This is a genomic window from Sulfitobacter sp. R86518 (genome assembly GCF_042466275.1).
Lineage (GTDB): Bacteria > Pseudomonadota > Alphaproteobacteria > Rhodobacterales > Rhodobacteraceae > Sulfitobacter > Sulfitobacter pontiacus.
In genome coordinates, this window is the sequence record NZ_JAXHCA010000005.1 from 59,770 (window position 1) to 84,574 (window position 24,805).

At 61.7% G+C, this 24,805-nt stretch carries 18 protein-coding genes and 1 tRNA gene; 18 read left to right on the plus strand and 1 reads right to left on the minus strand.

The window, feature by feature from the left end:
- Positions 1 to 74 precede the first annotated feature (74 nt).
- Positions 75 to 151, plus strand: a tRNA-Arg gene (locus SJY36_RS01040).
- A 253-nt stretch (positions 152 to 404) separates the two neighbouring features.
- On the opposite strand, the gene SJY36_RS01045 is transcribed toward SJY36_RS01040, so the two are convergent.
- A complete protein-coding gene (locus SJY36_RS01045; protein ID WP_386172520.1) occupies positions 405 to 1,475 on the minus strand; it encodes an alcohol dehydrogenase family protein in 1,071 nt (356 codons plus the stop codon).
- A gap of 81 nt (positions 1,476 to 1,556) precedes the next feature.
- Between SJY36_RS01045 and SJY36_RS01050 the strand changes: the two genes are divergently transcribed.
- From SJY36_RS01050 to SJY36_RS01130, 17 genes are all read left to right on the plus strand, one after another.
- Entirely contained in the window at positions 1,557 to 2,069 is a 513-nt protein-coding gene (locus tag SJY36_RS01050) for a TetR/AcrR family transcriptional regulator (RefSeq protein WP_386172522.1), read from the plus strand.
- 247 nt (positions 2,070 to 2,316) lie between these two features.
- Positions 2,317 to 2,901 carry an ANTAR domain-containing response regulator gene (locus SJY36_RS01055; protein WP_037942963.1) on the plus strand — a complete coding sequence of 195 codons (585 nt, stop codon included), beginning with the start codon at positions 2,317 to 2,319 and terminating at the stop codon, positions 2,899 to 2,901.
- Positions 2,898 to 4,043 (plus strand): ABC transporter substrate-binding protein, encoded by a 1,146-nt coding sequence (locus SJY36_RS01060; RefSeq protein ID WP_386172524.1) that lies wholly within the window; start codon positions 2,898 to 2,900, stop codon positions 4,041 to 4,043. Before SJY36_RS01055 ends, SJY36_RS01060 begins: the two co-directional genes overlap by 4 nt.
- A gap of 249 nt (positions 4,044 to 4,292) precedes the next feature.
- Positions 4,293 to 5,663 carry a CmpA/NrtA family ABC transporter substrate-binding protein gene (locus tag SJY36_RS01065; RefSeq protein WP_386172526.1) on the plus strand — a complete coding sequence of 457 codons (1,371 nt, stop codon included), beginning with the start codon at positions 4,293 to 4,295 and terminating at the stop codon, positions 5,661 to 5,663.
- An 83-nt stretch (positions 5,664 to 5,746) separates the two neighbouring features.
- Complete coding sequence (locus SJY36_RS01070) at positions 5,747 to 6,820, plus strand: ABC transporter permease (RefSeq protein ID WP_286759661.1); 1,074 nt, start codon at positions 5,747 to 5,749, stop codon at positions 6,818 to 6,820.
- A 5-nt stretch (positions 6,821 to 6,825) separates the two neighbouring features.
- Positions 6,826 to 8,511, plus strand: a complete 1,686-nt coding sequence (locus SJY36_RS01075; protein WP_206338402.1) for an ABC transporter ATP-binding protein — start codon at positions 6,826 to 6,828, stop codon at positions 8,509 to 8,511.
- A 4-nt stretch (positions 8,512 to 8,515) separates the two neighbouring features.
- Complete coding sequence (gene nirB, locus SJY36_RS01080; protein ID WP_386172528.1) at positions 8,516 to 10,942, plus strand: nitrite reductase large subunit NirB; 2,427 nt, start codon at positions 8,516 to 8,518, stop codon at positions 10,940 to 10,942.
- On the plus strand, positions 10,939 to 11,274 hold the full coding sequence (gene nirD / locus SJY36_RS01085; protein WP_005850994.1) for a nitrite reductase small subunit NirD: 336 nt from the start codon (positions 10,939 to 10,941) through the stop codon (positions 11,272 to 11,274). Before nirB ends, nirD begins: the two co-directional genes overlap by 4 nt.
- Positions 11,271 to 13,847, plus strand: coding sequence for a molybdopterin-dependent oxidoreductase (locus SJY36_RS01090; RefSeq protein ID WP_386172531.1), 2,577 nt, complete (start codon positions 11,271 to 11,273; stop codon positions 13,845 to 13,847). Before nirD ends, SJY36_RS01090 begins: the two co-directional genes overlap by 4 nt.
- Positions 13,844 to 14,779, plus strand: coding sequence for a glycosyl transferase family protein (locus tag SJY36_RS01095; protein WP_386172533.1), 936 nt, complete (start codon positions 13,844 to 13,846; stop codon positions 14,777 to 14,779). Before SJY36_RS01090 ends, SJY36_RS01095 begins: the two co-directional genes overlap by 4 nt.
- Entirely contained in the window at positions 14,776 to 16,194 is a 1,419-nt protein-coding gene (cysG, locus tag SJY36_RS01100) for a siroheme synthase CysG (protein ID WP_386172535.1), read from the plus strand. Before SJY36_RS01095 ends, cysG begins: the two co-directional genes overlap by 4 nt.
- A gap of 156 nt (positions 16,195 to 16,350) precedes the next feature.
- A complete protein-coding gene (locus SJY36_RS01105) occupies positions 16,351 to 17,199 on the plus strand; it encodes a helix-turn-helix domain-containing protein (protein WP_386172537.1) in 849 nt (282 codons plus the stop codon).
- A 102-nt stretch (positions 17,200 to 17,301) separates the two neighbouring features.
- Positions 17,302 to 19,440, plus strand: a complete 2,139-nt coding sequence (locus tag SJY36_RS01110) for a TonB-dependent siderophore receptor (RefSeq protein WP_386172539.1) — start codon at positions 17,302 to 17,304, stop codon at positions 19,438 to 19,440.
- A gap of 53 nt (positions 19,441 to 19,493) precedes the next feature.
- Positions 19,494 to 20,315 (plus strand): ABC transporter substrate-binding protein, encoded by an 822-nt coding sequence (locus SJY36_RS01115; protein ID WP_386172541.1) that lies wholly within the window; start codon positions 19,494 to 19,496, stop codon positions 20,313 to 20,315.
- Entirely contained in the window at positions 20,312 to 22,294 is a 1,983-nt protein-coding gene (gene fhuB / locus SJY36_RS01120; RefSeq protein WP_386172543.1) for a Fe(3+)-hydroxamate ABC transporter permease FhuB, read from the plus strand. The genes SJY36_RS01115 and fhuB overlap by 4 nt, the downstream gene beginning before the upstream one ends.
- Positions 22,291 to 23,055, plus strand: coding sequence for an ABC transporter ATP-binding protein (locus SJY36_RS01125; protein WP_386172545.1), 765 nt, complete (start codon positions 22,291 to 22,293; stop codon positions 23,053 to 23,055). The genes fhuB and SJY36_RS01125 overlap by 4 nt, the downstream gene beginning before the upstream one ends.
- A gap of 31 nt (positions 23,056 to 23,086) precedes the next feature.
- Positions 23,087 to 24,784 carry an ABC transporter ATP-binding protein gene (locus tag SJY36_RS01130; protein ID WP_386172547.1) on the plus strand — a complete coding sequence of 566 codons (1,698 nt, stop codon included), beginning with the start codon at positions 23,087 to 23,089 and terminating at the stop codon, positions 24,782 to 24,784.
- Positions 24,785 to 24,805: the final 21 nt, after the last annotated feature.

Consider the following 24,805-nt stretch of genomic DNA (forward strand, 5'->3'; position numbering starts at 1 on the left):
CCCACCACAGCGCCGCCATACCACCGTGCAGTGTGACTGGATCACCACCCCGTTTTGCGCTAAGCCAAACCCGTGGCCCCGTGGCTCAACTGGATAGAGCAGCCCCCTCCTAAGGGGCAGGTTGCAGGTTCGAATCCTGCCGGGGTCACCATTCCTGCCTGAGAACGTGACTTATTTGCGGGGACAGCCGAACGCGTGGGGGTAAGGGGGCGGCCTAACGTCATCGGCCAGCAGGACGTATTCGACACGCCTTGCAGCGATTGCGCATTTCATGATGGCAGAATGCGAGACGTTCTCACGGTCCGTGCGAAACCGGACCTCCACGCCATCAGCGGCGAAGGTCCGGAGCGATGCTTGTGAGCAGGCCGTGCCTTATGCAGGCTGTAACCTGTGCCTCGTGTCTGTCAGTCTGCGATTGTCACGCCGATTTTACCCATGTGCGACTTTTCCAGAAATGCCTTCTGCGCCGCGTGCAAGTCAGCCAAGGGATAGGTTTCGGCGACCACGGGCTTGATCTCGCCTGCTTCGATGTAGCTGACCAAATCAGTGAATACGCGTGGGTCTTGCCGGGTGCTCCCGATGAGGGTCAGATCCTTGAGGTAGAGGGTCCGCAGATCAAGTTCGACGATCGGACCGGCAATCGCGCCAGACGTGACGTAGCGCCCCTGTGGCACCAAAGCATCAAGCAGTTCGGGCCAGCGCGGCCCCCCTACAAGGTCGAGCACGACGTCGAAGACGTCATCCGGATAAGGCTCATTGCGGTCGATCACCGCATCCGCGCCGAGGGTTTTCAGCGCCTCCATTTTCGCCGGGCTGGTAGAGGCCGTGACATGGGCACCGCGCCGCTTGGCCAGTTGCACCGCCGCCGATCCGACGCCGCCGGATGCGCCGGTGATCAAGACGCGCTCGTCCCCCAATCCGGCGCGTTGGATCATGCCTTCGGCGGTGGAGAATGCGCAAGGAAAGGACGCGAGCTCGACATCCGAAAGCGGGCTTTCGATCCGTAGTGCGTTTTCCTCGCCCACGGTGGTGTATTCCGCGAAGCCGCCATTGCGCTCGGAGCCGAAGGTCACAAGCGCATCTGGTCCGGCACCAGCAGGATGATACATCGGCCGCACCAGCACGCGCTGACCGATCCGCGCAGCGTCCACACCGCCCCCGACCGCAACGATCTCTCCGCAGCAATCCGCGCCCTGGATGCGCGGAAAGCTGAGCGCACCGGACCAGCCGCCGTCGGCATCAGACGCCCCCGCGTAGCCCTCGGTTGCGGCCGACCCTGTGTCGCCCCGCACCGCTTTCGAATACCAGCCGGTTCGGGTGTTGACGTCGGTATTGTTCACCGCCGATGCGCCCACACGGATCAAGACCTCGCCAGCGCCGGGTTGCGGAACCGGAACGTCGTCACACCATTCAAGCTTGTCCAGCCCGCCATGGCCGGTGAGGCGTACAGCTTTCATCGTTTCAGGAAGCGTCATAGGGAAATCTCCGATGTAGAATGATTGCTCTACTTGCGTAGGTAGAGGGATCGTTCTACATCGTCAAGCATGACCGATATGATGAGCAAGATATCCGCAGGGCTTGAACGCGCCTTCGCCAATCGGGGCTTTGCCGAGCCTAGCGTCGAAGACCTGCGGGATGCTGCGGGTGTGAGCCTTCGCACGCTTTACAAATACACGCCGTCGCGGGCGGAAATGGTGCTTGCTGCCTTGGAGAACCGGCATCAGCGCTATCTCGCCCGCGTGTTTGATGACCTGCCAGAGGCGCCTAGCGAGGCGCTTGATACGATACTGACTCGCGTTGGAAACTGGATGGTGACCGAGAGCGCGCATGGCTGTCTCTTTCATGCTGCAGTGGCCGCTGAACCGGGCAGTCAGCCGCTGCGCGAATTACTGGAACGTCACAAGGCAGAGGTCGCGGAAAGGGCCGCAGCGGCGACCGCGTTGAAGGGGGCCGATACCGCGCTGTTGTTGATCATCGAAGGGCTGACGCAAGCATGGCCCCTGCATCATGAGGCCGCGCTGGATGCGGCCAAGCGATTAGGGCTGTCGCTGCTGTCACCGGATCATTGACGGCCCCACAGCCGGATGTCGCGGCGGTACCACGTTCCGGCCCGCGGGTGTTTTTGCGGGGGCTGCCGATGGCTCTGGTGTAAACCTGCATGGCTGGCACCGCTGTAGTCGAGCGGCTGTTTTATTCTGCACAACAGATTGGCACATGCGTCTTTTCTGCTCACTGTTTGGGCTAAGCATGTCGTCAGCCGCTGGCGCACGAGGGATGCCGGATTGAAGTTGCACCGATGATCGCGGATCAAAATGCATGAATGCAGATCTGCGTATCCTGGTTGTAGAGCCAAACCCCGAGCGCGTGCGTGACATCGTGGATGCGTTGCGCGAAGCGGGTTGGTCTGACGTCAAGGCTTTGCTGCAGATGTCGGAGCTGAACCAGACGGTGCGGGAATTTTCACCGGATATCGTTCTTATCGACCTGACAAATCCAGACCGCGATACGCTTGAACATATCTCTCACGCGACCGAGACGACCAAGCGGGCGGTCGCGCTGTTTGTGGACCAGACCGATGAGAACCTGACGCAGGCGGCGCTGAATGCCGGGGTCAGCGCCTATGTGGTGGATGGTCTTCAGATGGACCGGATCAAACCCGTGCTGCAAACGGCCATCGCGCGCTTCAAAATGATGCGTCAATTCCACTTTGAACTGAATGCTGCCAAGCAAGCGCTGGAGGATCGCAAGACGATCGACCGCGCAAAGGGGATCTTGATGCGCCAACGCGGCATGTCCGAGGATGACGCCTATAAGCTGCTGCGCACCACCGCGATGCGCCAGAATCGCAAGGTCATCGATGTGGCACAAGCATTGGTGACGGCAGCGGATCTGTTGTCATGAGCGAGGTTGTTCTGAACTGTGGCTATGTTCCGTTGGTTGATTGCGCCCCGCTGGTCATCGCGAAAGAGCTGGGATTTGCTGCCGAGCAGGGTCTCGCGCTTAATCTTTTGCGTCAGCCTTCGTGGTCTGCGCTGCGCGATATGCTGGCACTGGGGCATCTGGATGCCGCGCATATGCTGTCACCAATGCCGGTGGCCATGTCCATCGGGATGGGCGGATTGCCCGCGCGGGTAGATGCGCTGATGGTCTTATCCGTGAACGGCACGGTGTTCGGGGTCTCTAACGCGGTTGCTTCCACATTGGAGGACGTGCGCTTTGGGGACACGACCGCATTGCTGTCGGGGCTCAGCGCGCGCGGTGCTAAACCGCTGCGTGTGGGTATCCCGTTCCACTATTCCATGCACCGGCTGCTGCTGTCCTATTGGGCCGCGCAAGCGCCCGACCTGCAGATCGAGGAAGTCACCGTGCCGCCGATGCGCATGGCGGATGCAGTCTCGGACGGGTTTGTCGACGCCTTTTGGGTGGGCGAGCCCTGGGGCGGTGTGGCCGTGCAGAATAATGTTGCCAAGCTAATGATGGCGGGCCGCGATGTCTGGCAGTTCGCGCCGGAGAAGGTGCTTGCCGCGCGCCATGAGTGGGCCTCGCAGAACGAGGACAGCGTGCGTCGCCTGATGCGGGCGGTATACCAAGCGTCGGCCTGGCTTGATGCGCCGGGAAACAAACCGCTGGCGGTCGAGATTTTGGGGCGCAGTGAACACCTGAGCATGTCGCCCGATTTGATCGATCCGGCGCTGACCGGGCATATCGTCCCCCGAACGGGGGCCTCTCCGGTCACGGTGGACCGGTTCTTGCAGTTCCACAGCCATGCCGCCTCTTTCCCGTGGCGCAGTCAGGCGGCGTGGATCGCGCATCACCTTGGTGCCGACGCCGCGGGAATCGAGAAAGCCAAAACCTGTTTTCGCGCCGATCTTTTCCGCCAGAATCTGTCTGATATCGGCGCTGATATGCCCCAATCCTCCGAGAAAACCGAAGGGGCGATGACGTTGCCAACATCTGTAGCATCTGCACGGGGAGAGATGATTCTTTCGCCCGACGCCTTTTTTGACGGCAGAACGTTTGATTTCACCGCAGCTGTGCGATGAATTCTTAAGCGGCTTCTGCATGGGGCTCTGAAAAACTGCCGCAATGCAGAAAATTCGTTGCGTGAAGCCGCGTCTATGAGCCACCCTTGATGCCAAGGGACAACGTTGTCCGACCTATACCGCTGACCAATGCTGGTCGCACATCACTCAGAGCAATGCCGCTCGTACGGAGCACGGATTTCTTCCCCGTGAACCATACGTGCGGCTTTTTTCGTTTCTGCCCTTCGGGGCCATGAAAGGACATGACCCATGAAAAATACATTCGCACTCCTGCTCGCCTCGACAAGTCTGCTGGCGACGGCGGCGTCGGCCGAAATGCTGGCGCTCGAGAAAGAGGAGCTGACCTTTGGCTTTATCAAGCTGACCGATATGGCACCTTTGGCCGTGGCCTACGAGCTGGGATACTTTGAGGACGAGGGGCTTTTTGTCAGGCTTGAGGCGCAGGCCAACTGGAAAGTGCTGCTGGACGGCGTGATCGACGGCCAACTGGACGGCGCGCATATGCTGGCGGGCCAACCGCTGGCGGCAACGATCGGCTATGGCACCAAAGCGCATATCATCACGCCCTTCTCGATGGACCTGAACGGCAATGCGATCACCGTTTCCAATGACATCTGGGACGAGATGAAGCCGAACGTGCCCACGATGGACGATGGTCGGCCGCAGCATCCCATCAGCGCCAGTGCTTTGGCTCCGGTGGTCGAAGGCTACAAGGACCGCGGCGAGCCTTTCAATATGGGCATGGTCTTTCCCGTTTCGACCCACAACTACGAGATCCGGTACTGGCTTGCGGCGGGCGGATTGAAACCCGGCTATTATAGCGCGCAAGATATTTCCGGTCAGATTGATGCGGATGTGCTGCTGTCCGTGACGCCGCCACCGCAGATGCCTGCCACAATGGAAGCGGGGACGATATCGGGCTACGCCGTGGGTGAGCCTTGGAACCAGCAGGCGGTTTTCAAAGGGATCGGCGTGCCGGTGATCACCGACTACGACATGTGGAAAAACAACCCCGAGAAGGTCTTTGGCATTACCGCCGAATTTGCCGAGGAAAACCCCAACACCACGCTTGCATTGACCAAGGCACTGATCCGCGCGGCAATGTGGCTTGATGACAACGACAACGCCAACCGCGAGGAAGCGGTAGAGATGTTGTCGCGCTCTGAATATGTGGGCGCGGATGCGGATGTGATCGCCAACTCCATGACCGGCTTTTTCGAGTTCGAGAAAGGGGATGTGCGCCCCGCCCCCGACTTCAACGTCTTCTTCCGCTACAATGCGACCTATCCGTTCTATTCAGACGCGATCTGGTATCTGACACAGATGCGTCGCTGGGGCCAGATCGACGAGACAAAGCCGGATGAATGGTATTTCGAGACTGCCGCAGACGTGTATCGCCCGGACATCTACCTACAGGCCGCAAAGCTGCTGGTGGACGAGGGTATGGCCGACGAAGCGGCGTTTCCTTGGGATAGCGACGGCTTCAAAGCACCGACACCGGCTGCCGATATCATCGACGGGATCAGCTACGACGGGCGCGCGCCGAACGCCTATATAGACAGCCTGCCCATCGGTCTGAAGTCCGGTCAAACGGTCGTCGACAGCAAGGTCGAAGGCTAAACCCCGCCCCCGCGCTTTGCCACACCGCAAAGCGGAGGGGGGAGGGAGCCACTTTCATCAAAAGCAGCAATTGGACAGCCGATATGACCGCGATTGACACAAACACACTCGATATCGAAGCCCGCCGCGCGCGGCGCTTTGCCCGGATCAACAAGGCCGACGCATGGTTCAGCGTCTTTGGCCTGTCTTGGATGACACCGATCCTGAAGGCCGCCGCGGGGGATAATCCGCGCGCGCAGGCGGGCGAGATCTGGCGGCTTCTGGGCGTGCCGCTCTTGGCGATTGCGATCTTCCTGACCCTCTGGGCAAGCTTGGCCCCCAAGGTTCAAACCTCGCTCGGGGCTGTGCCGGGCCCTGCCCAAGTCTGGGAGCAGGTCGGCGAGTTGCATCAGGACGCCATCCGCGAGGGCGAACGCGAAGCCGCCTTCTACGAGCGGCAAGAGGCGCGTAACGCCAAGCATATCGCAAGTGGCAACCCAGATCGTGTGCGTGATCGCGCCTATACAGGCAAGCCAACCTACTACGACCAGATCTGGACCTCGATCAAAACCGTGCTTTTCGGTTTTCTCATTGCGTCGATCGTTGCGATCCCATTGGGCATCGCTGCGGGCCTGTCTGTAACGGCGAATGCGGCGCTGAATCCGCTGATACAGATCTTCAAACCGGTCTCGCCACTGGCATGGCTGCCCATCGTGACCATGATCGTATCAGCCGTCTATAGCACCAATGACGGTATGTTCTCCAAGTCATTCCTCATTTCGGCGATCACTGTTACGCTCTGCTCGCTCTGGCCCACGCTGATCAACACATCCCTTGGCGTCGCCAGCATCGACAAGGATCTTGTCAGCGTCAGTCGCGTGCTGAAAATGAATACCTATACCAAGATCACCAAACTGGTGCTGCCCTCGGCGCTGCCATTGATCTTTACCGGGCTGCGGCTGTCGCTTGGTGTGGGCTGGATGGTTTTGATCGCGGCGGAAATGCTGGCGCAGAACCCCGGGCTTGGAAAATTCGTCTGGGATGAATTTCAGAACGGCAGCTCGCAAAGTCTGGCGCGGATCATGGTCGCGGTGCTGACCATCGGCATCATCGGCTTCCTTCTGGACCGTGTGATGTATGCGCTCCAGTCCATGTTCACCTTCTCGAATAACCGGTGATCGATATGGGTATCTTGAACTTCAACAATGTCACCAAAACCTATGGCACCCAACCCGTTCTCAAGGACATCTCCCTTGAGGTTGCCGAAGGTGAATTCGTCGTCATCCTCGGGTTTTCGGGCACCGGCAAGACCACGTTGATCAATCTGATGGCGGGGCTTGAGCAGCCGACCTCGGGCAGCGTGACCTACAAGGGAAAGCCCATCACCGAACCGGGCCGCGAACGCGGTGTGATCTTTCAGAACTATTCTCTGATGCCGTGGCTGACCGTGCAGGGCAATGTCAGGCTTGCTGTCGATACGATGTTCCCTGATCTCTCCAAACTCGAACGGGCGGCCAAGGTCGATCACTATGTCAACATGGTGGGTCTGTCCCATGCGGCCACGCGCCGCCCTGCTGAATTGTCCGGTGGGATGCGCCAGCGGGTCAATGTGGCACGCGCCCTGGCGATGGACCCCGAAATGCTGCTGCTGGATGAGCCGCTGTCGGCGCTCGACGCCCTGACCCGCGCCAATCTCGCGGATGAGATCGAGGCGATCTGGGACGAAGACAAGAAAACTTGCGTCCTGATCACCAATGATGTGGATGAGGCGATCATTCTGGCGGATCGGATCATTGCCCTTAATCCGGACGGCACGCTTGGGGACGCATTCAAAGTCGACATTCCCCGCCCCCGCGACCGGATTGCGATGAACAATGACGCGGCATTCAAGGCGCTGCGCGGGCAGGTGACGACCTATCTGATGGACATCGGTATCGCCGCGAAAGTCGAAGAAACGCGTATGCTGCCCAATGTCACGCCGATCCATTCAGTGCCCGCGGCAGTCTCCAAGGCGCAGGAAGGTGCCATCCAGGAAAAATTCCTGAATTTCTCGCAGCTCGACAAGGTGTATCCGACGCCGAAAGGGCCGCTGACCGTGGTCGAGAACTTTGATCTCAAGATCAACAGGGGCGAATTTATCTCGCTGATCGGGCATTCGGGCTGCGGTAAATCCACTGTGCTGACGATGGCTGCGGGGCTGAACCCGATCTCGAAAGGTGCGATCCGTCTGGACGGGTGGAACGTCCAAGGTGCAGACCCCGAACGCGCCGTCGTGTTCCAGTCGCCCAATCTGTTCCCGTGGCTCTCGGCCAAAGAGAACGTCGCCATTGGTGTCGACAAGGTCTATCCCCGCGCGTCGCAGGCGGAACGTCAGGATGTGGTGGAATACTACCTTGAACGTGTCGGATTGGCCGACAGCATGGACAAGAATGCCGCCAGCCTGTCGAACGGGATGAAACAGCGCGTCGGCATCGCCCGTGCCTTTGCCCTATCGCCCAAACTGCTGCTTCTGGATGAACCGTTCGGCATGCTCGACAGTCTGACCCGCTGGGAATTGCAGGAAGTGCTGATGGAAGTCTGGTCGCGCACCAAAGTGACGGCGATCTGCGTGACCCATGATGTGGACGAGGCGATCCTGCTGGCCGACCGCGTGGTGATGATGACCAACGGACCCCAAGCCACCATCGGCAAGATTACCGACGTGAACCTGCCGCGTCCACGCACCCGCAAGGCGCTGCTCGAACACCCCGACTATTACAGCTACCGGCAAGAAGTGCTCGATTTCCTTGAGGAATACGAACACGGCAATGCGCCAAAATCACCTGCCTCGGGCGGGACACCGAAACCCAAAGCAATCGCGGCGGAGTGAGACCATGAAACAGAAACTTGTCGTTATCGGTGCCGGTATGGCCTCCGGTCGGGTGCTGGAGCATCTTCTGGAACAGGACCGCGAAGCCTATGACATCACCCTTTTCAATGCAGAGGCACGGGGCAACTACAACCGCATCATGCTGTCCCCGGTCCTGTCGGGGGAAAAGACCTATGCCGACATCGTGACCCATGATGATGGATGGTACGCCGAAAATGACATCACCTGCCGTTTTGGCGAAAAGGTGATGGAAATAGACCGTGCAGCTAAGACGGTCACGGGCGAGAACGGCACGGTGTCCTATGACAAGCTGGTTCTGGGCACCGGATCGAACCCCTTTATGATCCCCTTGCCGGGTCACGATCTGGACGGCGTCATCGCCTACCGCGATCTGGAAGACACCGAACGGATGATGGGGCTGGGCGAAGGCAACAAATGCGTCGTGATCGGCGGCGGGCTGCTGGGGTTGGAGGCGGCGGCAGGCATGGCGGCCCGCGGCGTCGACGTGACCGTTGTGCACATCATGGGGCATTTGATGGAGCGGCAATTGGACGAGGCCGCAGGCTATCTGCTGCGCCGCGCCCTGACGGATAAGGGCATCACCGTCAAATGCGCCGCAAACTCCAAGGAGATCTTGGGCGAGAACGGAAAGGTCCGTGCCTTGCTGCTGGATGACGGGACGGAACTGCCCTGCGATTTGCTGGTCATGGCCGTGGGCATCCGCCCCAACGTGGCACTCGGGCAGGACGCAGGCTTGGCCGTTGGAAAGGGCATCCATGTGGATGACCAGATGGTGACCTCCGACGTCGATGTGCTGGCTGTCGGGGAATGCGTGGAACATAACGGCGCGCTGTTCGGTCTGGTGGCACCGCTGTACGATCAGGCAAAGGTGGCGGCGCAGACCCTGCTGGGGCAGTCATCGACCTTTGTCCCGAAAGAGCTGTCGACCAAGCTCAAGGTGACGGGCTGTGATCTGTTCAGTGCGGGCGATTTTGCCGATGGCGAGGGGCGCGAGGATATCGTCTTTCGCGATCCGGCGCGGGGTGTCTATCGCCGTCTGGTGATCAAGAACAATGTGGTGATCGGGGCAGTCATGTATGGCGACACCGCCGACAGCAACTGGTTCTTTGGCCTGATACGCGACAAGACCGACATCGCGGACATGCGCGATACGCTGATTTTCGGCCCGGCCTACCAAGGGGGGACCCCCCTGGACCCTTTAGCAGCTGTTGCAGCCTTACCGCGTGACGCGGAGATCTGTGGCTGCAACGGTATCTGCAAAGGACAAATTGAAGACGCCATCGCGGCGGGCGCCTCTGATCTGGGCGCGATCAAAGCGACGACCAAGGCCAGCGCATCCTGCGGGACGTGCACCGGGTTGGTCGAACAGGTATTGGCGGTCACGCTGGGGGATGATTTCGTCGTGCCTGCCGCGGCGTCGATCTGCGGCTGCACCGACATGACCCACGAAGACGTGCGGCGGATGATCAAGTCGCAGCGACTGACCTCGATGCCGGCGGTCTGGCAGGAGTGCGGGTGGAAGACGCCCGACGGTTGCCATGTCTGCCGCCCCGCGTTGAACTTCTATCTGCTTGCTGATTGGCCGCTGGAATACCGCGACGATCCGCAATCGCGCTTCATCAACGAACGCAAACACGCCAACATCCAGAAGGACGGCACCTACAGCGTCGTGCCGCGCATGTGGGGTGGGATCACCACGCCCGACGAACTGCGTGCCATTGCCGATGCGGCGGATAAATACAGGGTGCCGACGGTCAAGGTCACCGGCGGGCAGCGGATCGACCTATTGGGCGTAAAAAGCGAGGATCTCCCCGACATCTGGGCCGATCTGAACGCGGCCGGCATGGTGTCGGGACATGCCTATTCCAAAGGGCTGCGCACGGTCAAAACCTGTGTCGGCACGGATCATTGCCGCTTTGGCACCCAGGACAGCACCGGACTGGGCATCCAGCTTGAGAAAGAGCTCTGGGGTGCCTGGACGCCGCATAAGCTGAAACTCGGGGTGTCGGGCTGCCCGCGCAATTGCGCAGAAGCGACCTGCAAGGACATCGGGGTCATCTGTGTCGACAGCGGATACCAGATCAGCATCGGCGGGGCGGCCGGTATGGACGTCAGGGAAACCGAATTGCTGATCCAGGTGCCGACCGAGCAAGAGGCGATCAATGTGATCAAGGCGGTGACCCAGCTGTATCGCGAGAATGCCAAATACCTTGATCGCATCTACAAATGGATGGCCAAGGTCGGTCTGGACTGGATCAAGGAACGGGTTGCTGCCGAAGGCGACGCTTTGGTTGATCGCTTCGAGCTGAGCCAGACGATTTACCGCAAAGACCCGTGGGCCGAACACGTGACCCAGCAGGCCGAGCGCTACAAACCCCTTGCAACCCTGTCACTGGAGGCTGCGGAATGACCAGCTGGATCGATATCGCAGCACTTGATGATGTGCCACAGCGCGGTGCGCGTATGATCAAGACCACGCTTGGCTGTGTCGCGGTGTTCCGCACGGCTGAGGATGAAGTCTTTGCGCTTGATAATGCCTGTCCGCACAAGGCGGGGCCGCTGGCCGAAGGCATCGTGCATGGCAAATCCGTGACCTGCCCGCTGCACAACTGGGTATTCTCTCTCGAGACCGGAGAGGCGCAGGGCGCGGACGCGGGCCGCGTCGCGACCTATCCGGCGCGGGTGGAAAGCGGGCGCATCCTGCTGGACCGGACGTTCCTGCACGCGCGGAGCGCCGCATGACCCTCACGCGCACCACTTGCCCTTATTGCGGTGTAGGTTGCGGTGTGCTGGCGGCCGCCGATGGTACAATCAAGGGGGATCCGGATCATCCGGCCAACTTCGGGCGGCTCTGCTCCAAAGGCGCTGCCTTGGGGGAAACCATCGATCTGGACGGGCGGCTTTTGCATCCGCAGATCAACGGGGTGCGGTCAAACTGGGATACGGCGCTGGATATGGTGGCGCAGAGGTTCAGCGATGCCATCGCGCAGCATGGGCCGGAAAGCGTCGCCTTTTACGCCTCGGGCCAGATGCTGATCGAAGACTATTATGTCGCCAACAAGCTGATGAAGGGGTTCATCGGGGCGGCCAATATCGACACGAATTCACGTCTGTGCATGGCGTCCTCTGTCGCGGGTCACAAGCGTGCCTTCGGCACCGATACCGTTCCCGGCACCTATGAAGATCTGGAGCAAGCCGATCTGGTTGTGCTTGTCGGGTCCAATCTGGCGTGGTGCCATCCGGTCCTGCACCAGCGTATTGCCGCCGCAAAGCAGGCGCGCCCCCATATGCGGATCGTCAATGTCGATCCGCGCCGGACGGCGACCACCGATCTGGCGGATGTGCATCTGAGGATTTCCCCCGACGGGGATGTTGCCTTGTTCAATGGGTTGCTGGCGTATCTGGCAGAGACTGGAAAACTCGACACGGCCTATACGGAAAACCATGTGAACGGGCTGGATGCGGCACTGGCGGCGGCACAGGCCAGTGATCCGGCGGACAGCGGGTTGAACGCTCGGGAATTGGCCGATTTCTATGCGCTTTGGGCAAACACGCCCAAAGTCGTCACCGCATACTCCCAAGGCGTCAACCAATCGGTCTGTGGCACGGATAAGGTAAACGCGATCCTGAATTGCCATCTTGCCACAGGGCGCATCGGCAATCCGGGGATGGGCCCGTTCTCATTGACTGGCCAGCCCAATGCCATGGGGGGGCGCGAAGTTGGCGGTCTGGCCAATATGCTGGCAAACCACCTAGAGATCGGGGACGAAGCGCACCGCAGCGCGGTGCAGGGATTCTGGCAAAGCCCGACGATCTGCACCAAACCGGGACTGAAGGCTGTCGATCTGTTCGAGGCCTGTGCCAATGGGCGGATCAAGGCACTGTGGGTTATCTCGACCAACCCCGCGGTGTCGTTGCCCGATGCCGATGGCGTGGCGGCGGCAATTGCAAATGTGCCCTTTGTTGTTACGTCTGACATCATGGAGAAGACGGATACCAACGCTTTGGCTGACGTCCTGCTGCCCGCCACCGGTTGGGGTGAAAAAGACGGGACCGTGACCAATTCCGAACGGCGCATTTCGCGCCAGCGCGCCTTTCTGCCCGCCCCCGGTGATGCGCGGCCCGACTGGAAGATCATCAGCGACGTGGCCAAGCGTATGGGGTTTTCGGGTGCCTTTTCCTATGGCTCATCCGCGGATGTCTTTGCCGAATATGTCGCGCTTGATCGGGCTGCTTCGGCCTTCCCGCGCGATCTTGATCTGAGCATTTTTGCCGATGCGGATTACGCGAAAATGGTGCCCACCCAATGGCCGCGAAACGGGGCGCGTTTCTTTGCGGACGGGCAATATTATCATCCTGACGGCAAGGCGCAGATGGTTGCCGTGACATCGCCTGCGTCGCTGAATTCACGCTTTACGCTCAATACAGGACGGAACCGCGACCAGTGGCACACGATGACGCGCACGGGCAAATCGGCGCGGCTTGGGGCACATCTGGCCGAACCTTATGTAGAGATGAACCCGGTTGATGCCGCCGCGTTGGGGGCGCTCCCCGGTGCGTTGATCGCGCTGCAAAATAGCCGTGGTCGCGTTTTGATGCGGGCGCTGATCACCCCGCGCGTCGCCCAAGGCGCGCTGTTCGCGCCAATGCACTGGACACGTCAGCGCAGCACCGCGGGCACGGTCAATAGCATCATGACGCCGCTGACCGATCCGATTTCAGGTCAACCCGCCTTGAAGGCCAGCGCTGTCACTGCCGAGGTTTTCAAGGCGAAATGGTACGGCTTTCTGGCAAGCATCGCGGAACCCGCCCCGCGCACCACCTATGCCGCCGTGGCCCGCACCAATACCGGCTGGCAGGCAGAGCTGGCGGGCAGTAAAAAACCCGAGGATTGGGAGGCAGAGGCTCGCCTTCTGACGGGGCAGGCGGAGGGTGATCTTTCGCTCCAGTCCGACGCGGCAACCGGCGGCGTTCGGATTGCGATAACCCAAGGTGGGCAGATCACCGGGCTGCTTTTCGTATCCCCCAATCCGGTGGTCGTCTCGCGCAGTGCGATTATCGCGCTGATCGGGACGGACACATCCGCGTTGGCAGCGCTCGCCGGGCGCAATGCCGCTGACCGGCCGGACCCGGGTGCTACGGTCTGTGCCTGCTTTGATGTGGGGCGCAACACTTTGCTGGCCGCGATCGCCGGCGGGGCCTCTACCGTCGCGGCCTTGGGCGACGCCACCTGCGCGGGGACAAACTGTGGGTCGTGCAAACCCGAACTCGCCGCCCTGCTGGATCAGACCTTGCAACGGATGGCCGCAGAATGAGCCTGGCCCCCTATGTCCGGATCGTCGCGCGCGGCAAGAGGCGTGCCCGCGCTATGACCTTGGCCGAAGCTCAGGACGCCATGGCGCTGATCTTACGCGGTGATGCTGCCCCCGAAGCGGTCGGCGCGCTGTTGATGGTCATGCGTCTGCGCGGCGAAACCCCCGAAGAGATTGCCGGTTTCACCGCGGCATTACGCGCACATGTGGTGGGCAAACTGCCCAAAGCGGATCTGGACTGGCCGTCCTACGCCGCAGGCCGCAGCCGGGGGGTGCCGCTGTTCCTACTTGCTGCGCGGCTGGTAGGGCAGGCCGGTTACAGCATTTCGATGCACGGGTGGAATTCGCATCAATCGGCCAATGCATCGGTGCGCGAAGTGATCGATCTTGCCGGGCCGCAGGTGGCCTATACCCCGCTAGAAACCCTAAGCCCTGCGGCTTTCAGCATCTTGAACCTGCGCGATACGCTCGGCCTCAGATCGTGTTTCAATACGGTATTGCGGATGTGGAACCCGTCCGAGGCCCCGGCGACGGTGCAAGGCGTGTTCCACCCGTCGTACCGCAGCCTGCAGGCCCAAGCCGCGCAGCTATTGGGCCAGCAGGATCTGAGCATCATCAAAGGGGGCGGCGGCGAATTCGAGCGTCATCCCTCCAAGGACATCGCCCTGTTCGGCCTGCGCGACGGGGCGCACATCCAGCAGACCGCCGCGCCAATCCTGGATGACACCCGGCGTTTGCATGAAACAGGCGATATCATCGACCTGCAGGGCCTGTGGCAGGGGCGCGTGGACGACCCTTTTGCAATCGCCACGGTGACCGGTACTGCGGCACTTGCGCTGTGGACGCTGAAGGCGTCTCCGACACTTTCTCAAGCCGACCAAATGGCGCGCAGCCTTTGGGACCAGCGACACCAGCCAAAGGAGCAATCCGCATGAAGACATTTCCAATGTTCCTGCAAATGGCGGGCCGCCGCGTCGTGATCGTGGGCGGGGGCGAACAGGCCGCCCAGAAGGCGCGACTGATCCTGAAAACCGAGGCGACGGTCGAGATCTGGGCGGCCACATTCGATGCCGAACTGTCGGACCTTGCTGCATCGGGCCGTGTCACACTTCACGACAGTCCAATCACCCCGAACAGCTTTTCAGACACCGCGCTGGCCTTTATCGCCACTGGCTGCCCTGGTGCGGACATGGCGCTGCATGTTTTGGCCAAAGAGGCCGGGGCGATTGTGAACGTCGTCGACCAGCCACAGCTTTGCGACGCGATCACGCCTTCGATCGTGGACCGTGATCCGGTGGTCGTGGCCATCGGCACCGAAGGGACAGCCCCGGTGCTGGCCCGCCAGATCAAGACGAAAGTAGAGGAAATGCTGGAGCCGCGGCTGGGGGATCTTGCTGCTCTTGCGGGCCGGTTGCGGGGCAAAGCGTCTGCGCGCCTTGATCCGCGCGCGCGTCGCGATCTGTGGCGTTGGGTCTTCAACGACAGCCCGCGCTGGATGTTTGCCGCCGGTGCCGAACGCGCGGCGGCCAAGCGTATCAAGTCGGCCATCGAAACGGGCGACTTCGGCACCGCTGCGGGCGGCAGCGTCAGCCTTGTTGGCGCAGGGCCGGGGGCGAAGGATCTGATCACCCTGCGCGGCGTGCAGCGCCTGCAAGAAGCGGATGTGATCTATTATGACCGGTTGCTTGACCCTGAAATCCTTGAATTGGCCCGTCGTGACGCCGAGCGCATTTACGTCGGGAAGGCTCCGGGCTGTCACAGTTGGCCGCAAGAGAAAATCACACAGACCCTGGTGATGGCTGCCAAACGCGGCCAACGCGTCGTGCGCCTGAAATGTGGTGATCCGGGGGTGTTCGGGCGCAGCACTGAAGAAGTCGATGCGCTGAAAGCCAGCGGTATCGCATTCGAGATCATTCCCGGCGTCACCGCGGCATGCGCCGCGGCCGCGAGCATCGGTGAAAGCTTGTCGGATCGGGGCAAGATCGACACCGTGGTGCTGACGACCGGCCATCGCCAAGATGGATATGCGGTGCCCGAACCGATCAAGGATATCAGACCCGGCACATGCGTGGCGCTTTACATGGCCGTGGGGGCTGCGCCACAGATTGTAGATCACCTAAAGACAGCGCATCCGGGGGTTCAGTTCGACCTGCAAATCGCCGCGAAAGCGCAGCGCAAGGAAGAGAAGATTTTGCGCTGCTCCCTGCAAAATCTGGAAGCGACGCTGAACGCCAATAAGATCGCAGGCGAGGCCATGCTGTTCATCCGGTGGCCTCGGGAGGCACAACAGGCTCATATGCCCTTGGCGCAAAGCGCAGTTGGGCGCGTCGTATCGATGGTGCAAGACTGACCCTGGGTGACGATCCCCGCGGGGATGTTGCGGAATTGACTTATCCGAGTAAATTTGTCAGAAAATGGTTTCAGAATTCTGGAGCTGTCTCAGCGCGTCGTCATGTCATCCGCCCCTCTATCAAAATCCTATGTGCCACAGGTTTTTGTCCCTCGTATGGAGGCACAGACCCGGAACCTGCGCACGATCAAGCCCTTGCGGTTTCGGCCCTTGTCGGGGGCTATCGCAGATGTCTGGCACGTCGACGGGGACCAAGGGGGCGGCGGGTATTACACCGCGCCAGATCCGCGCCTTGTCGTCTTTCTGGATGACACCCCGCCGCTGATCGCGCTTCGAACGGGCGAGGGAGCGACGGCTCAATTCGGAACGCGCGCTTTCTTTGTACCGGCAGGCACCCCGTTGTGGAGCAAGCTGGGCAAGGCCCAAAGGCTCAGCCATATTGATTTCCATTTTGACGCGGCGGCATTGCAGACACGGCTTGGTGCGATCGGGGTATCAGATCTGCCCCGCCGCGTGATGTTTGCGCCGGAGGATAGCGTGCTGCTGACCCTTGGCCGTCTGGCGGCCAGCGAAGTGGAGACCCCTCAACGTGGGACGATGGTCTTGGAAGGCCTGCTGCAATCGCTTTTGGGCGCAGTGATGGACCCGCCGTCGCAAAACGCCCTGCCTGCGTCCGGCGGACTGTCGCCTCAGCATATGACGGCGGTTCGGAAGTACATGGCGCAGAATATATTTCGCCCCGTCGGGGTGGGCGAACTGGCGGATTTGGCGGGGCTCTCCGAAAGCTGGTTCAGCCGCGCGTTCAAGCAAACCTCGGGTCTGTCGCCCCAACGCTGGATCGCCGAGTGTCGCGTCGTCGCCGCCAAGGAGATGATGGCCGACCCCGGACGCCCCCTTGCCGACATCGCCGCGGCAACCGGTTTTTCCGATCAAGCCCATCTGTCACGGGTCTTTCGCCGGTCTGTCGGGGTGCCGCCATCGCAGTGGCGACGCGATATTCAGTGATACGTTTACAGCGGATTGGGACAAATGACGGCGGATGCGTTCAAGACGTCGCCTTATGACTGAGTTAAATACTCGGAAAAATAAGCAGCGGGACGTATATCCATGAAATTCACCTTTTTCTTGATGCTGGGGACCAGCGCGCTGGCCCTATCTGCCGGTGTGGCGACGGCGCAGGACGCCGTTGATCTGGGCGAGATCATTATCCAGTCCGAAGAAGACCCGACCGGTCCGGTGGTGGGCTATGCCGCGGGCACCACGGCGTCGACCAAAAGCGGGCGGTCCTTGCTGGAAACGCCGTCCTCCGTCACGGTGGTCACCACCGACCAGATCGAGGATACGGCCGCCAATAATCTGTCAGAGGCGCTTGGCTATGCGGCGGGTGTCGTGACCGAAGCCTATGGGGCGGACCCGCGGTTTGATTCAATTTCGGTCCGCGGGGCTGACCTGCAAAACCAGATCTACCTTAACGGGTTGCAATTCAGCCGCTCTACGCGCCCGAACTATGGCGCGCCCTCGCTTGATCTTTACGGCATGGAACGGGTGGAGCTTCTGCGCGGCCCAAATTCGGTGCTATACGGGGCAGGGTCGCCCGCCGGGCTGGTGAACCTGATCCAGAAACGCGCGCAATCTGATGGCGACACGACCGAGCTGGGCCTGCATGCGGATGGCAACGGGTCCTATTATGTCTTTGGCGATGCCAACCGCGTGGTCGATGACCGCTTTGCTTACCGGATCGTCGGCAAGGCGGGCAATCGTGTTTTGGGGATCGATGAATACGACAACCCCGGGGCCTATCTGGGCTTTGCCGCCAAATACCAGGCGACCGATGCAACGACGGTAGAATTCCTGCTGTCCTATCAGGATGACGACCCGGATTCCCCCTCGGGCGTGCCCAACGGGTTGGTCGGCACCCGTTCCGACGAAGACCTGCGCGACTTCTACTTTGGCAATGAGGCATTGGAGTACGGCGACCGCAAAGTGCTTAATCTGGGCGCGCAGGTCACCCACACGTTCGATAATGGCTGGCGGCTGGTCAGCAACACGGGCGTGACGAAATTCGACTGGTCCTATTCCAACCTTTCTGTCGGCGGGGTGACCGGCACCGATGTGGCGCGCACACAGCTGTTGCAAGACGAAGATGTGACGTCTTATGCCACGGACCTGCGGCTTGAAGGCTCGGCGCTGACCGGCGATGTGCTGCATAATCTCGCCTTTGGTATCGATGCCAGCCGGTTCGAAGAATCTGCGCTCAGCGTGTTTTACTATGGTCAGGACAGCATTGATGTTGCCGCGCCAGACTACAGCCCGATCACGCCGGTGCGCGACGGGGCAAGCTGGTATGCGAACAAGAATGTGACCGTGGAACAGGTCGGCATCTACGCCAGCGACGAAATCGAATATGGCCATTGGCGCGCGGGTCTGGCCTTGCGCCATGATCGCAACAAATCCGAAGGGCAGTCCAACACGCTCTACACCGTTCCGGGCTCTGGCGGCACGCCCGGCACCGTTGATCTGACACGCGACGACAGCGCCACCACCGGTCAGGCAAGCCTTGGCTATGTCTGGGACAATGGCGTGTCGGCCTATCTGTCCTATGGCACCTCGTTCCAGAGCTTTGCAGAACCGGGCGACACGGGCACAGCGCTTGACCCGACCACGGGCGAGCAATGGGAAGTTGGCGCGAAATACCTGCCCGCCACCCTTGATGCCTATTTGTCGGCTTCGGTCTATCAGCTCGAAGAACAGAACCGCCCCGTCTATGTACAGAATGGGGCCGGGGTGCGGGCCTATGATCAGGTCGGCAAATCCCGCATCCGCGGGCTAGAGCTGGAAGGCCGTGCCAATCTGGCCGACGGCTGGAGCGTGACGGGCGGCTATTCCTATACCGATAGCGAGATCATCGGCGGTGACAACAATGGCAACGAACTGGGGCTGACCCCGAAACATACCTTCAAGCTGTGGGCATCAAAAGAAATACAGGGCGGGCCGCTTGCCGGGCTGACCGTGGGCGCAGGCGCGCGGTTCATCGGGGAACGCTATGCGTTCAACGCCAATGCCAATCAGCTCGACTCTGTGACGCTGCTGGATGCGGCTGTGTCCTATGACTTTGACGACGGCACAGAGCTGCAGGTCAATGTGACCAACCTGACAGACGAGGCCTATGTATCGTCGGTGGGCTATTTCTCGACCTACTATGGCGACGGGCGCACGATCTCTGCGACGCTGTCCAAGAAGTGGTAAAGCGCCTCGCCCTCACGCGCCGCGCGATCATTGCCACAGGAGCCTGCGCTCTTGTGGCATCTCGCGCGCGCGGCGCGCGCGGTTGGGGGGGATCGCGCCTTGCCGCGATTGACTGGGCGATGGCGGAAACCGCTGCCGCCCTCGACCTGCCGCTGGTTGCCGTGGCAGAGAAACGGCAATTCCTGCGCGGTACGGCGGTGACGCTGCCCCCGAACTGTGAGGATGTCGGGTTGCGCGGCAGCCCCAACCTCGAAGCGCTGAGCCTTGTCGCCCCCGACCTGATCCTGTCGTCGAATTTCTACAGTTTCGTTGAACCGCAGCTGGGACGTATCGCACCGGTGTTCACGCAAAATATGTTCATCCCGACCGAACCGGCGCTGCCCAAGGCGCTGTCGGCGCTGGAGACATTGGCCATACAGCTGGACCGCGGAGAGGTTGGTCACCTGGTGCGTCAGGACTTTGAGGCCGCTTTCGATGCGCTGCGCGCACGCGCGACAGGCTTTGCCGCGCGCCCCGTTGTGGTGATGACGGTGGGGGATGCGCGTCATGTGCAGATCTATGGCAGCGATAGCCTGTATGGCGGGGCGCTTCGCCGGATCGGCCTGACGAATGCCTGGCGCGGCGATACTGAATTCGGATTCAATGCCCCGGTCCCTCTGTCCAGATTGATCGATTTTCCGCAGGCGCATCTGGTCATCGCGGGCGCTTTGCCAGTGACTGCACGGCGCGCGATTGGCCAAAGCGCGCTTTGGTCCGCGCTGCCGCCCGTGCGGGCGGGTCGCGTGTCGTATCTGCCCGATCAGATGCCCTTTGGCGGCGCGCCTTCCGGGCTGCGTTTTGCGTCCCATCTTGTGACGGCGCTGGAAGCCGCATGATCCGTCCGCCCTTTTTAACGCTGCCCCTTGTGGCCGCCCTCGGCGCGGCGTGCCTATGGACCATCGCAGCGCTTGCCGCCCTGCCCGCTGCGCAATGGGTGCTGCCCGTCGCAGGTCCGCAAGACCTGTCACCCGAACAGATCCTCTTTGCCTTCGGGTTGATGCCGAGGGCCGTGATTGCCCTGCTGATCGGGGCGCTTCTGGGGCTGTCGGGTGCCTTGATGCAGGCGGTGCTGCGCAATCCGCTGGCTGATCCAACGACCCTTGGCGTGGCCTCGGGTGCACAGCTGGCGCTGGTCTGCGCCACGCTGCTATGGCCGAATATGCTCGCCCTTGGTCCCGGCCCTGTCGCATTGGTCGGAGGCGGGCTTGCAGCGCTCATTGTCATGGCGCTTGGCGCGCGGCGTGGCTTTGCGCCTGTTACGGTCACCATCGCGGGGATGCTGGTGGGCATGCTTGCTTCCGCCATCTCTACCGCGCTCACACTGGGGCAGGGGCATTACCTGCTGTCGCTGGTGATCTGGAACGGCGGGGCGCTTTCACAAGACAGTTGGTACGGGGTGATCCGACTGACTGTGGTGCTGGTGCTGGGGGCGGCAGGAGCCGCCTTACTGGTGCGGCCACTGGTGGTCCTAAGTCTTGGCGGGGCCACGGCCAAGGCGCTTGGGGCGCAGGTCGGGGCGATACGGGTCGCGGCGCTGGCGTTGGCGGTGTTCGTCTCGGCCATGGTCTCTGCCGAGGTGGGGCTGGTCGGGTTTGTCGGGCTGGCGGCACCGGCCTTGGCACGGCGTTTGGGCGCGCGCAGCGTGGCGCAAGTCCTGCTGGCCGCGCCACTGGCGGGCGCGCTGCTGCTGTGGCTGGTGGACAGCGCGCTGCTGGCGCTTGCCGCCTTTGGGCTGCCAGAACTGCCGACGGGCGCGCTGACCGGGCTGATCGGCGGGCCGCTTTTGATCGCTTTGCTCCCGCGATTGCGCAACATTGTCCCGCCCGACGCCGAGCGTAACGACACCCTGCCACCGCGCGCGCCGCACCCGTGGCGGCGGGTTGCTCTGCTGGCCTGCGCGACGGTCGCCTTTGCCGTGCTGAGCCTGTTTGGCACCCGCGGACCCGAGGGCTGGGGTGTGATATCGGGCGCGATTGCGGCGAGTTTCGTGCCATTGCGGGCCACGGCCATTCTGGCGGCTGCCGCGGCCGGAGCGCTGCTGGCGCTTTCGGGGGCGGCATTGCAACGGGTGACGGCAAACCCGATGGCCGCGCCCGAGGTTCTGGGTGTGACCGGTGGTGCCGCGCTTGGCTATGCGGCGACGCTGTTCCTGCTGCCTGCCCCGTCGCCCGTGGCGCTGGCGCTTGGGTCTTCCGGCGGGGCGGCGGCGACGCTGATCATCCTGTCCGCCTATGCGGCGCGCAGTGATATGGCACCGGCGCGGCTGTTACTGGCAGGGCTGGCGATCGGAGCCTTCGCTTCGGCCCTGCTGGCAGCGATCATGGCGTCAGGTGATCCCAGAGCATGGTCCCTGCTGGGGTGGCTTGCGGGAAGTGCGACGCGGGTCACGGTCGCAGGGGCGGTGGCGCTTGCCGCGATGGCGGTGGCGGCGCTTGGCGCGGCGCTGTTGCTGTCGCGCTGGTTCGACATCCTGCCGCTGGGATCGGGTGTCGCGCAGGGTCTGGGGGTGCCGCTTGGCACCGTACGGCTTGCCGTTGTGCTGGCGGCAGGGCTGGCCACTGGCGCGGCAAGCGTGCTGGTCGGCCCGGTCAGTTTCGTTGGCCTGATGGCCCCGCATATCGCCCGCAGCCTTGGCCTGCTGCGCCCCGCGCCGTTTCTGGCGGCCAGCTGGTGTCTGGGTGCGTTGCTCATGAGCCTCGCGGCCTTTGGCGCGCGCACCGCCAGCTACCCCTACGACCTGCCGCTGGGGCTTTTCGCGACGCTGATCGGCACGCCCTGGCTTTTCATTGCCCTGCTCGGACGGAGACACGCATGACCCTCTTTACGCTCGAAAATGTCTGCTTTGACGTGCCCAAGCGGCGGCTGGTTGATCACCTTTCCTTGGCGATCAAACCGGGGATCACGGCGCTTGTCGGGCGCAACGGGTCGGGCAAATCAACGCTGCTGAAAATGCTCGCCGCGCAAACCAGGCCGAGCGCCGGAACCATCCAATATGGCGGCCAGGACCTGAGGGACTGGAAGCCGCGGGATTTTGCCCGCGATCTGGCATTTCTGCCGCAGGTAACCCCCCCGACCGAAGGGCTGTGGCTGGAGGAGCTGGTCGCGCTTGGCCGATACCCGTGGCGCGGCGCCTTGGGTCGATTGGGCCCCGAGGATCGCTTTATGATTGATACGGCGATTGCTCAATATGGTCTGGAGCACAAGCGCGGCCAGATGGTCGACACCATGTCAGGTGGGGAAAAACAACGGTCGTGGATAGCGATGATGCTGGCGCAGGGGGCGCGTAGCTTGCTGCTGGATGAACCGATTTCGGCGCTGGATGTGGCCCATCAGATCGACGTGCTGGGGCTGCTGCGTGAAACGGTCAACGCCGGTGCGCTTTCTGCCGTGGTGGTGCTGCATGACGTTAATATGGCGGTGCGCTTTTGCGATCATGTGATCGCGCTGGATGCCGGGCGCGTGGCGCTTGAGGGCGCTGCGCACTCCTTGCTCGACCCCGACGCGCTACGGCGGATCTACGGGCTGCCGATGCAGGTCATCGACACAAAGCCCAGCCCGGTCGTTCACCCGATTTGACCCCGACCATATTCATCCGAAAGCCAGCCTTATGCTCCGCCAATTTTTCGAATACTATCGTCCCCACACGCGCCTGTTCTGGGTGGACTTCGGCTCTGCCGTGCTGTCCGGCTTGCTGGAGCTTGCCTTCCCGCTCGCCATCACCGCCTTTATCGACCACCTGCTGCCGCTTGGCGACCTGAGGCTGACGATACTGGCCGCGATTGGGCTTTTGCTGGTGTATCTGGTCAATACCGCCCTGATGGGGGTGGTGATCTATTGGGGGCACCGTCTGGGGATCGAGATCGAGACCGAGATGCGCCGCCGCGCTTTTTCGCATCTGACGCGGCTCTCGTGGCGCTGGTATGACCGGGCGCGCACCGGCAAGCTTGTCGCCCGCGTGACCCGCGACCTTGAAGAAATAGGCGAGGTCGCGCACCACGGACCCGAAGACCTGTTTATCGCGGTGGTCACTTTTGTCGGGGCCTTTGCGTTGATGATCAATCTGCATGTCACCCTTGCGTTGATCACCGTGGTGATCGTGCCGCTGATGGTCTGGGTTGTGGCCGTTTACGGGGCGCGCATGACACGGTCCTGGCGCGATATCTATGCGCGTGTGGGGGCCTTTAACGTGCGCCTGGAGGAAGCCATCAGCGGCATCCGGGTCGTGCAGGCCTTTGCCAATGAAGATCACGAAGAAACGTTGTTCGCGCGTGACAACGCAGCCTATCGCAGGACCAAACTGTCGGCCTATGCGATCATGGCGAAGGCCAGTGCGATCCATTACATGGGCCTGCGTTTCGTGCAGGTTGTCGTGATGGTGGCGGGTGCGGGTTTTGTGCTGGAAGGGTCGCTGACCACGGGCGGCTTTGTCGGCTTCCTGCTGCTGGTCAGCGTCTTTTTCCGCCCGCTGGAGAAAATTGCCGCTGTGATCGAAACCTATCCCCGCGGTATCGCCGGTTTCCAACGCTACACCGAATTGTTGCAGACCGACCGCGATGTCAGCGATCGGCCGGATGCCGTCGCAGTGACCGTCACGCAAGGCGAGGTCGCTTTTGAAGATGTGTCATTTGCCTATGACAGCCCATTGCCCATTCTGCACAACGTCACCTTGACCGCCAAAGCCGGTGAGACAGTGGCTTTCGTCGGCCCGTCGGGTGCAGGCAAGACAACGCTTCTGGCATTGCTCCCGCGGTTTTACGACCCTTCCGGCGGGCGGATTACGATTGATGGGATCGACATTGCGGATATGACCCTGAACAGTCTGCGGTCTCAGATCGGGTTGGTCTCTCAGGATGTGTTCCTATTCGGGTCCACCCTGCGCGAGAATATCCTGTACGGAAAACTCGATGCCACGGCGGCGGAACTGGATGCCGCGGTCGAGAATGCCCAGTTGGGGGCGCTCGTCTCCGCGCTGCCCCAGGGGCTGGAAACCGTCGTGGGCGAGCGGGGTGTCATGCTGTCGGGCGGGCAGAAACAGCGTGTCGCCATCGCCCGCGCTTTCCTGAAAAACCCGCCGATCCTGATCCTGGACGAAGCAACATCGGCGCTGGATCGCGAGACGGAGCGCGACATCCAGCAGGCGTTGGAGCGGCTTTCAAAGGGCCGCACCACGCTCATTATCGCGCATCGGCTTGAGACGGTGAAACATGCCGACCAGATTATCGTCATGGAGGCAGGGCGCAAGGTCGAAGCCGGAACGCACGACAGCTTGCGCGCGCGCAATGGCCTTTACGCGCGGCTGACCTGACACGCATTTTACAACGCGTGG

Excerpts from the sequence above, each read along its gene's own strand:
- SJY36_RS01045 (WP_386172520.1), bottom strand. The coding sequence starts at position 1,475 with ATGACGCTTCCTGAAACGATGAAAGCTGTACGCCTCACCGGCCATGGC.
- SJY36_RS01050 (WP_386172522.1), top strand. The coding sequence starts at position 1,557 with ATGAGCAAGATATCCGCAGGGCTTGAACGCGCCTTCGCCAATCGGGGC.
- SJY36_RS01055 (WP_037942963.1), top strand. The coding sequence starts at position 2,317 with ATGAATGCAGATCTGCGTATCCTGGTTGTAGAGCCAAACCCCGAGCGC.
- SJY36_RS01060 (WP_386172524.1), top strand. The coding sequence starts at position 2,898 with ATGAGCGAGGTTGTTCTGAACTGTGGCTATGTTCCGTTGGTTGATTGC.
- SJY36_RS01065 (WP_386172526.1), top strand. The coding sequence starts at position 4,293 with ATGAAAAATACATTCGCACTCCTGCTCGCCTCGACAAGTCTGCTGGCG.
- SJY36_RS01070 (WP_286759661.1), top strand. The coding sequence starts at position 5,747 with ATGACCGCGATTGACACAAACACACTCGATATCGAAGCCCGCCGCGCG.
- SJY36_RS01075 (WP_206338402.1), top strand. The coding sequence starts at position 6,826 with ATGGGTATCTTGAACTTCAACAATGTCACCAAAACCTATGGCACCCAA.
- nirB (WP_386172528.1), top strand. The coding sequence starts at position 8,516 with ATGAAACAGAAACTTGTCGTTATCGGTGCCGGTATGGCCTCCGGTCGG.
- nirD (WP_005850994.1), top strand. The coding sequence starts at position 10,939 with ATGACCAGCTGGATCGATATCGCAGCACTTGATGATGTGCCACAGCGC.
- SJY36_RS01090 (WP_386172531.1), top strand. The coding sequence starts at position 11,271 with ATGACCCTCACGCGCACCACTTGCCCTTATTGCGGTGTAGGTTGCGGT.
- SJY36_RS01095 (WP_386172533.1), top strand. The coding sequence starts at position 13,844 with ATGAGCCTGGCCCCCTATGTCCGGATCGTCGCGCGCGGCAAGAGGCGT.
- cysG (WP_386172535.1), top strand. The coding sequence starts at position 14,776 with ATGAAGACATTTCCAATGTTCCTGCAAATGGCGGGCCGCCGCGTCGTG.
- SJY36_RS01105 (WP_386172537.1), top strand. The coding sequence starts at position 16,351 with ATGGAGGCACAGACCCGGAACCTGCGCACGATCAAGCCCTTGCGGTTT.
- SJY36_RS01110 (WP_386172539.1), top strand. The coding sequence starts at position 17,302 with ATGAAATTCACCTTTTTCTTGATGCTGGGGACCAGCGCGCTGGCCCTA.
- fhuB (WP_386172543.1), top strand. The coding sequence starts at position 20,312 with ATGATCCGTCCGCCCTTTTTAACGCTGCCCCTTGTGGCCGCCCTCGGC.
- SJY36_RS01125 (WP_386172545.1), top strand. The coding sequence starts at position 22,291 with ATGACCCTCTTTACGCTCGAAAATGTCTGCTTTGACGTGCCCAAGCGG.
- SJY36_RS01130 (WP_386172547.1), top strand. The coding sequence starts at position 23,087 with ATGCTCCGCCAATTTTTCGAATACTATCGTCCCCACACGCGCCTGTTC.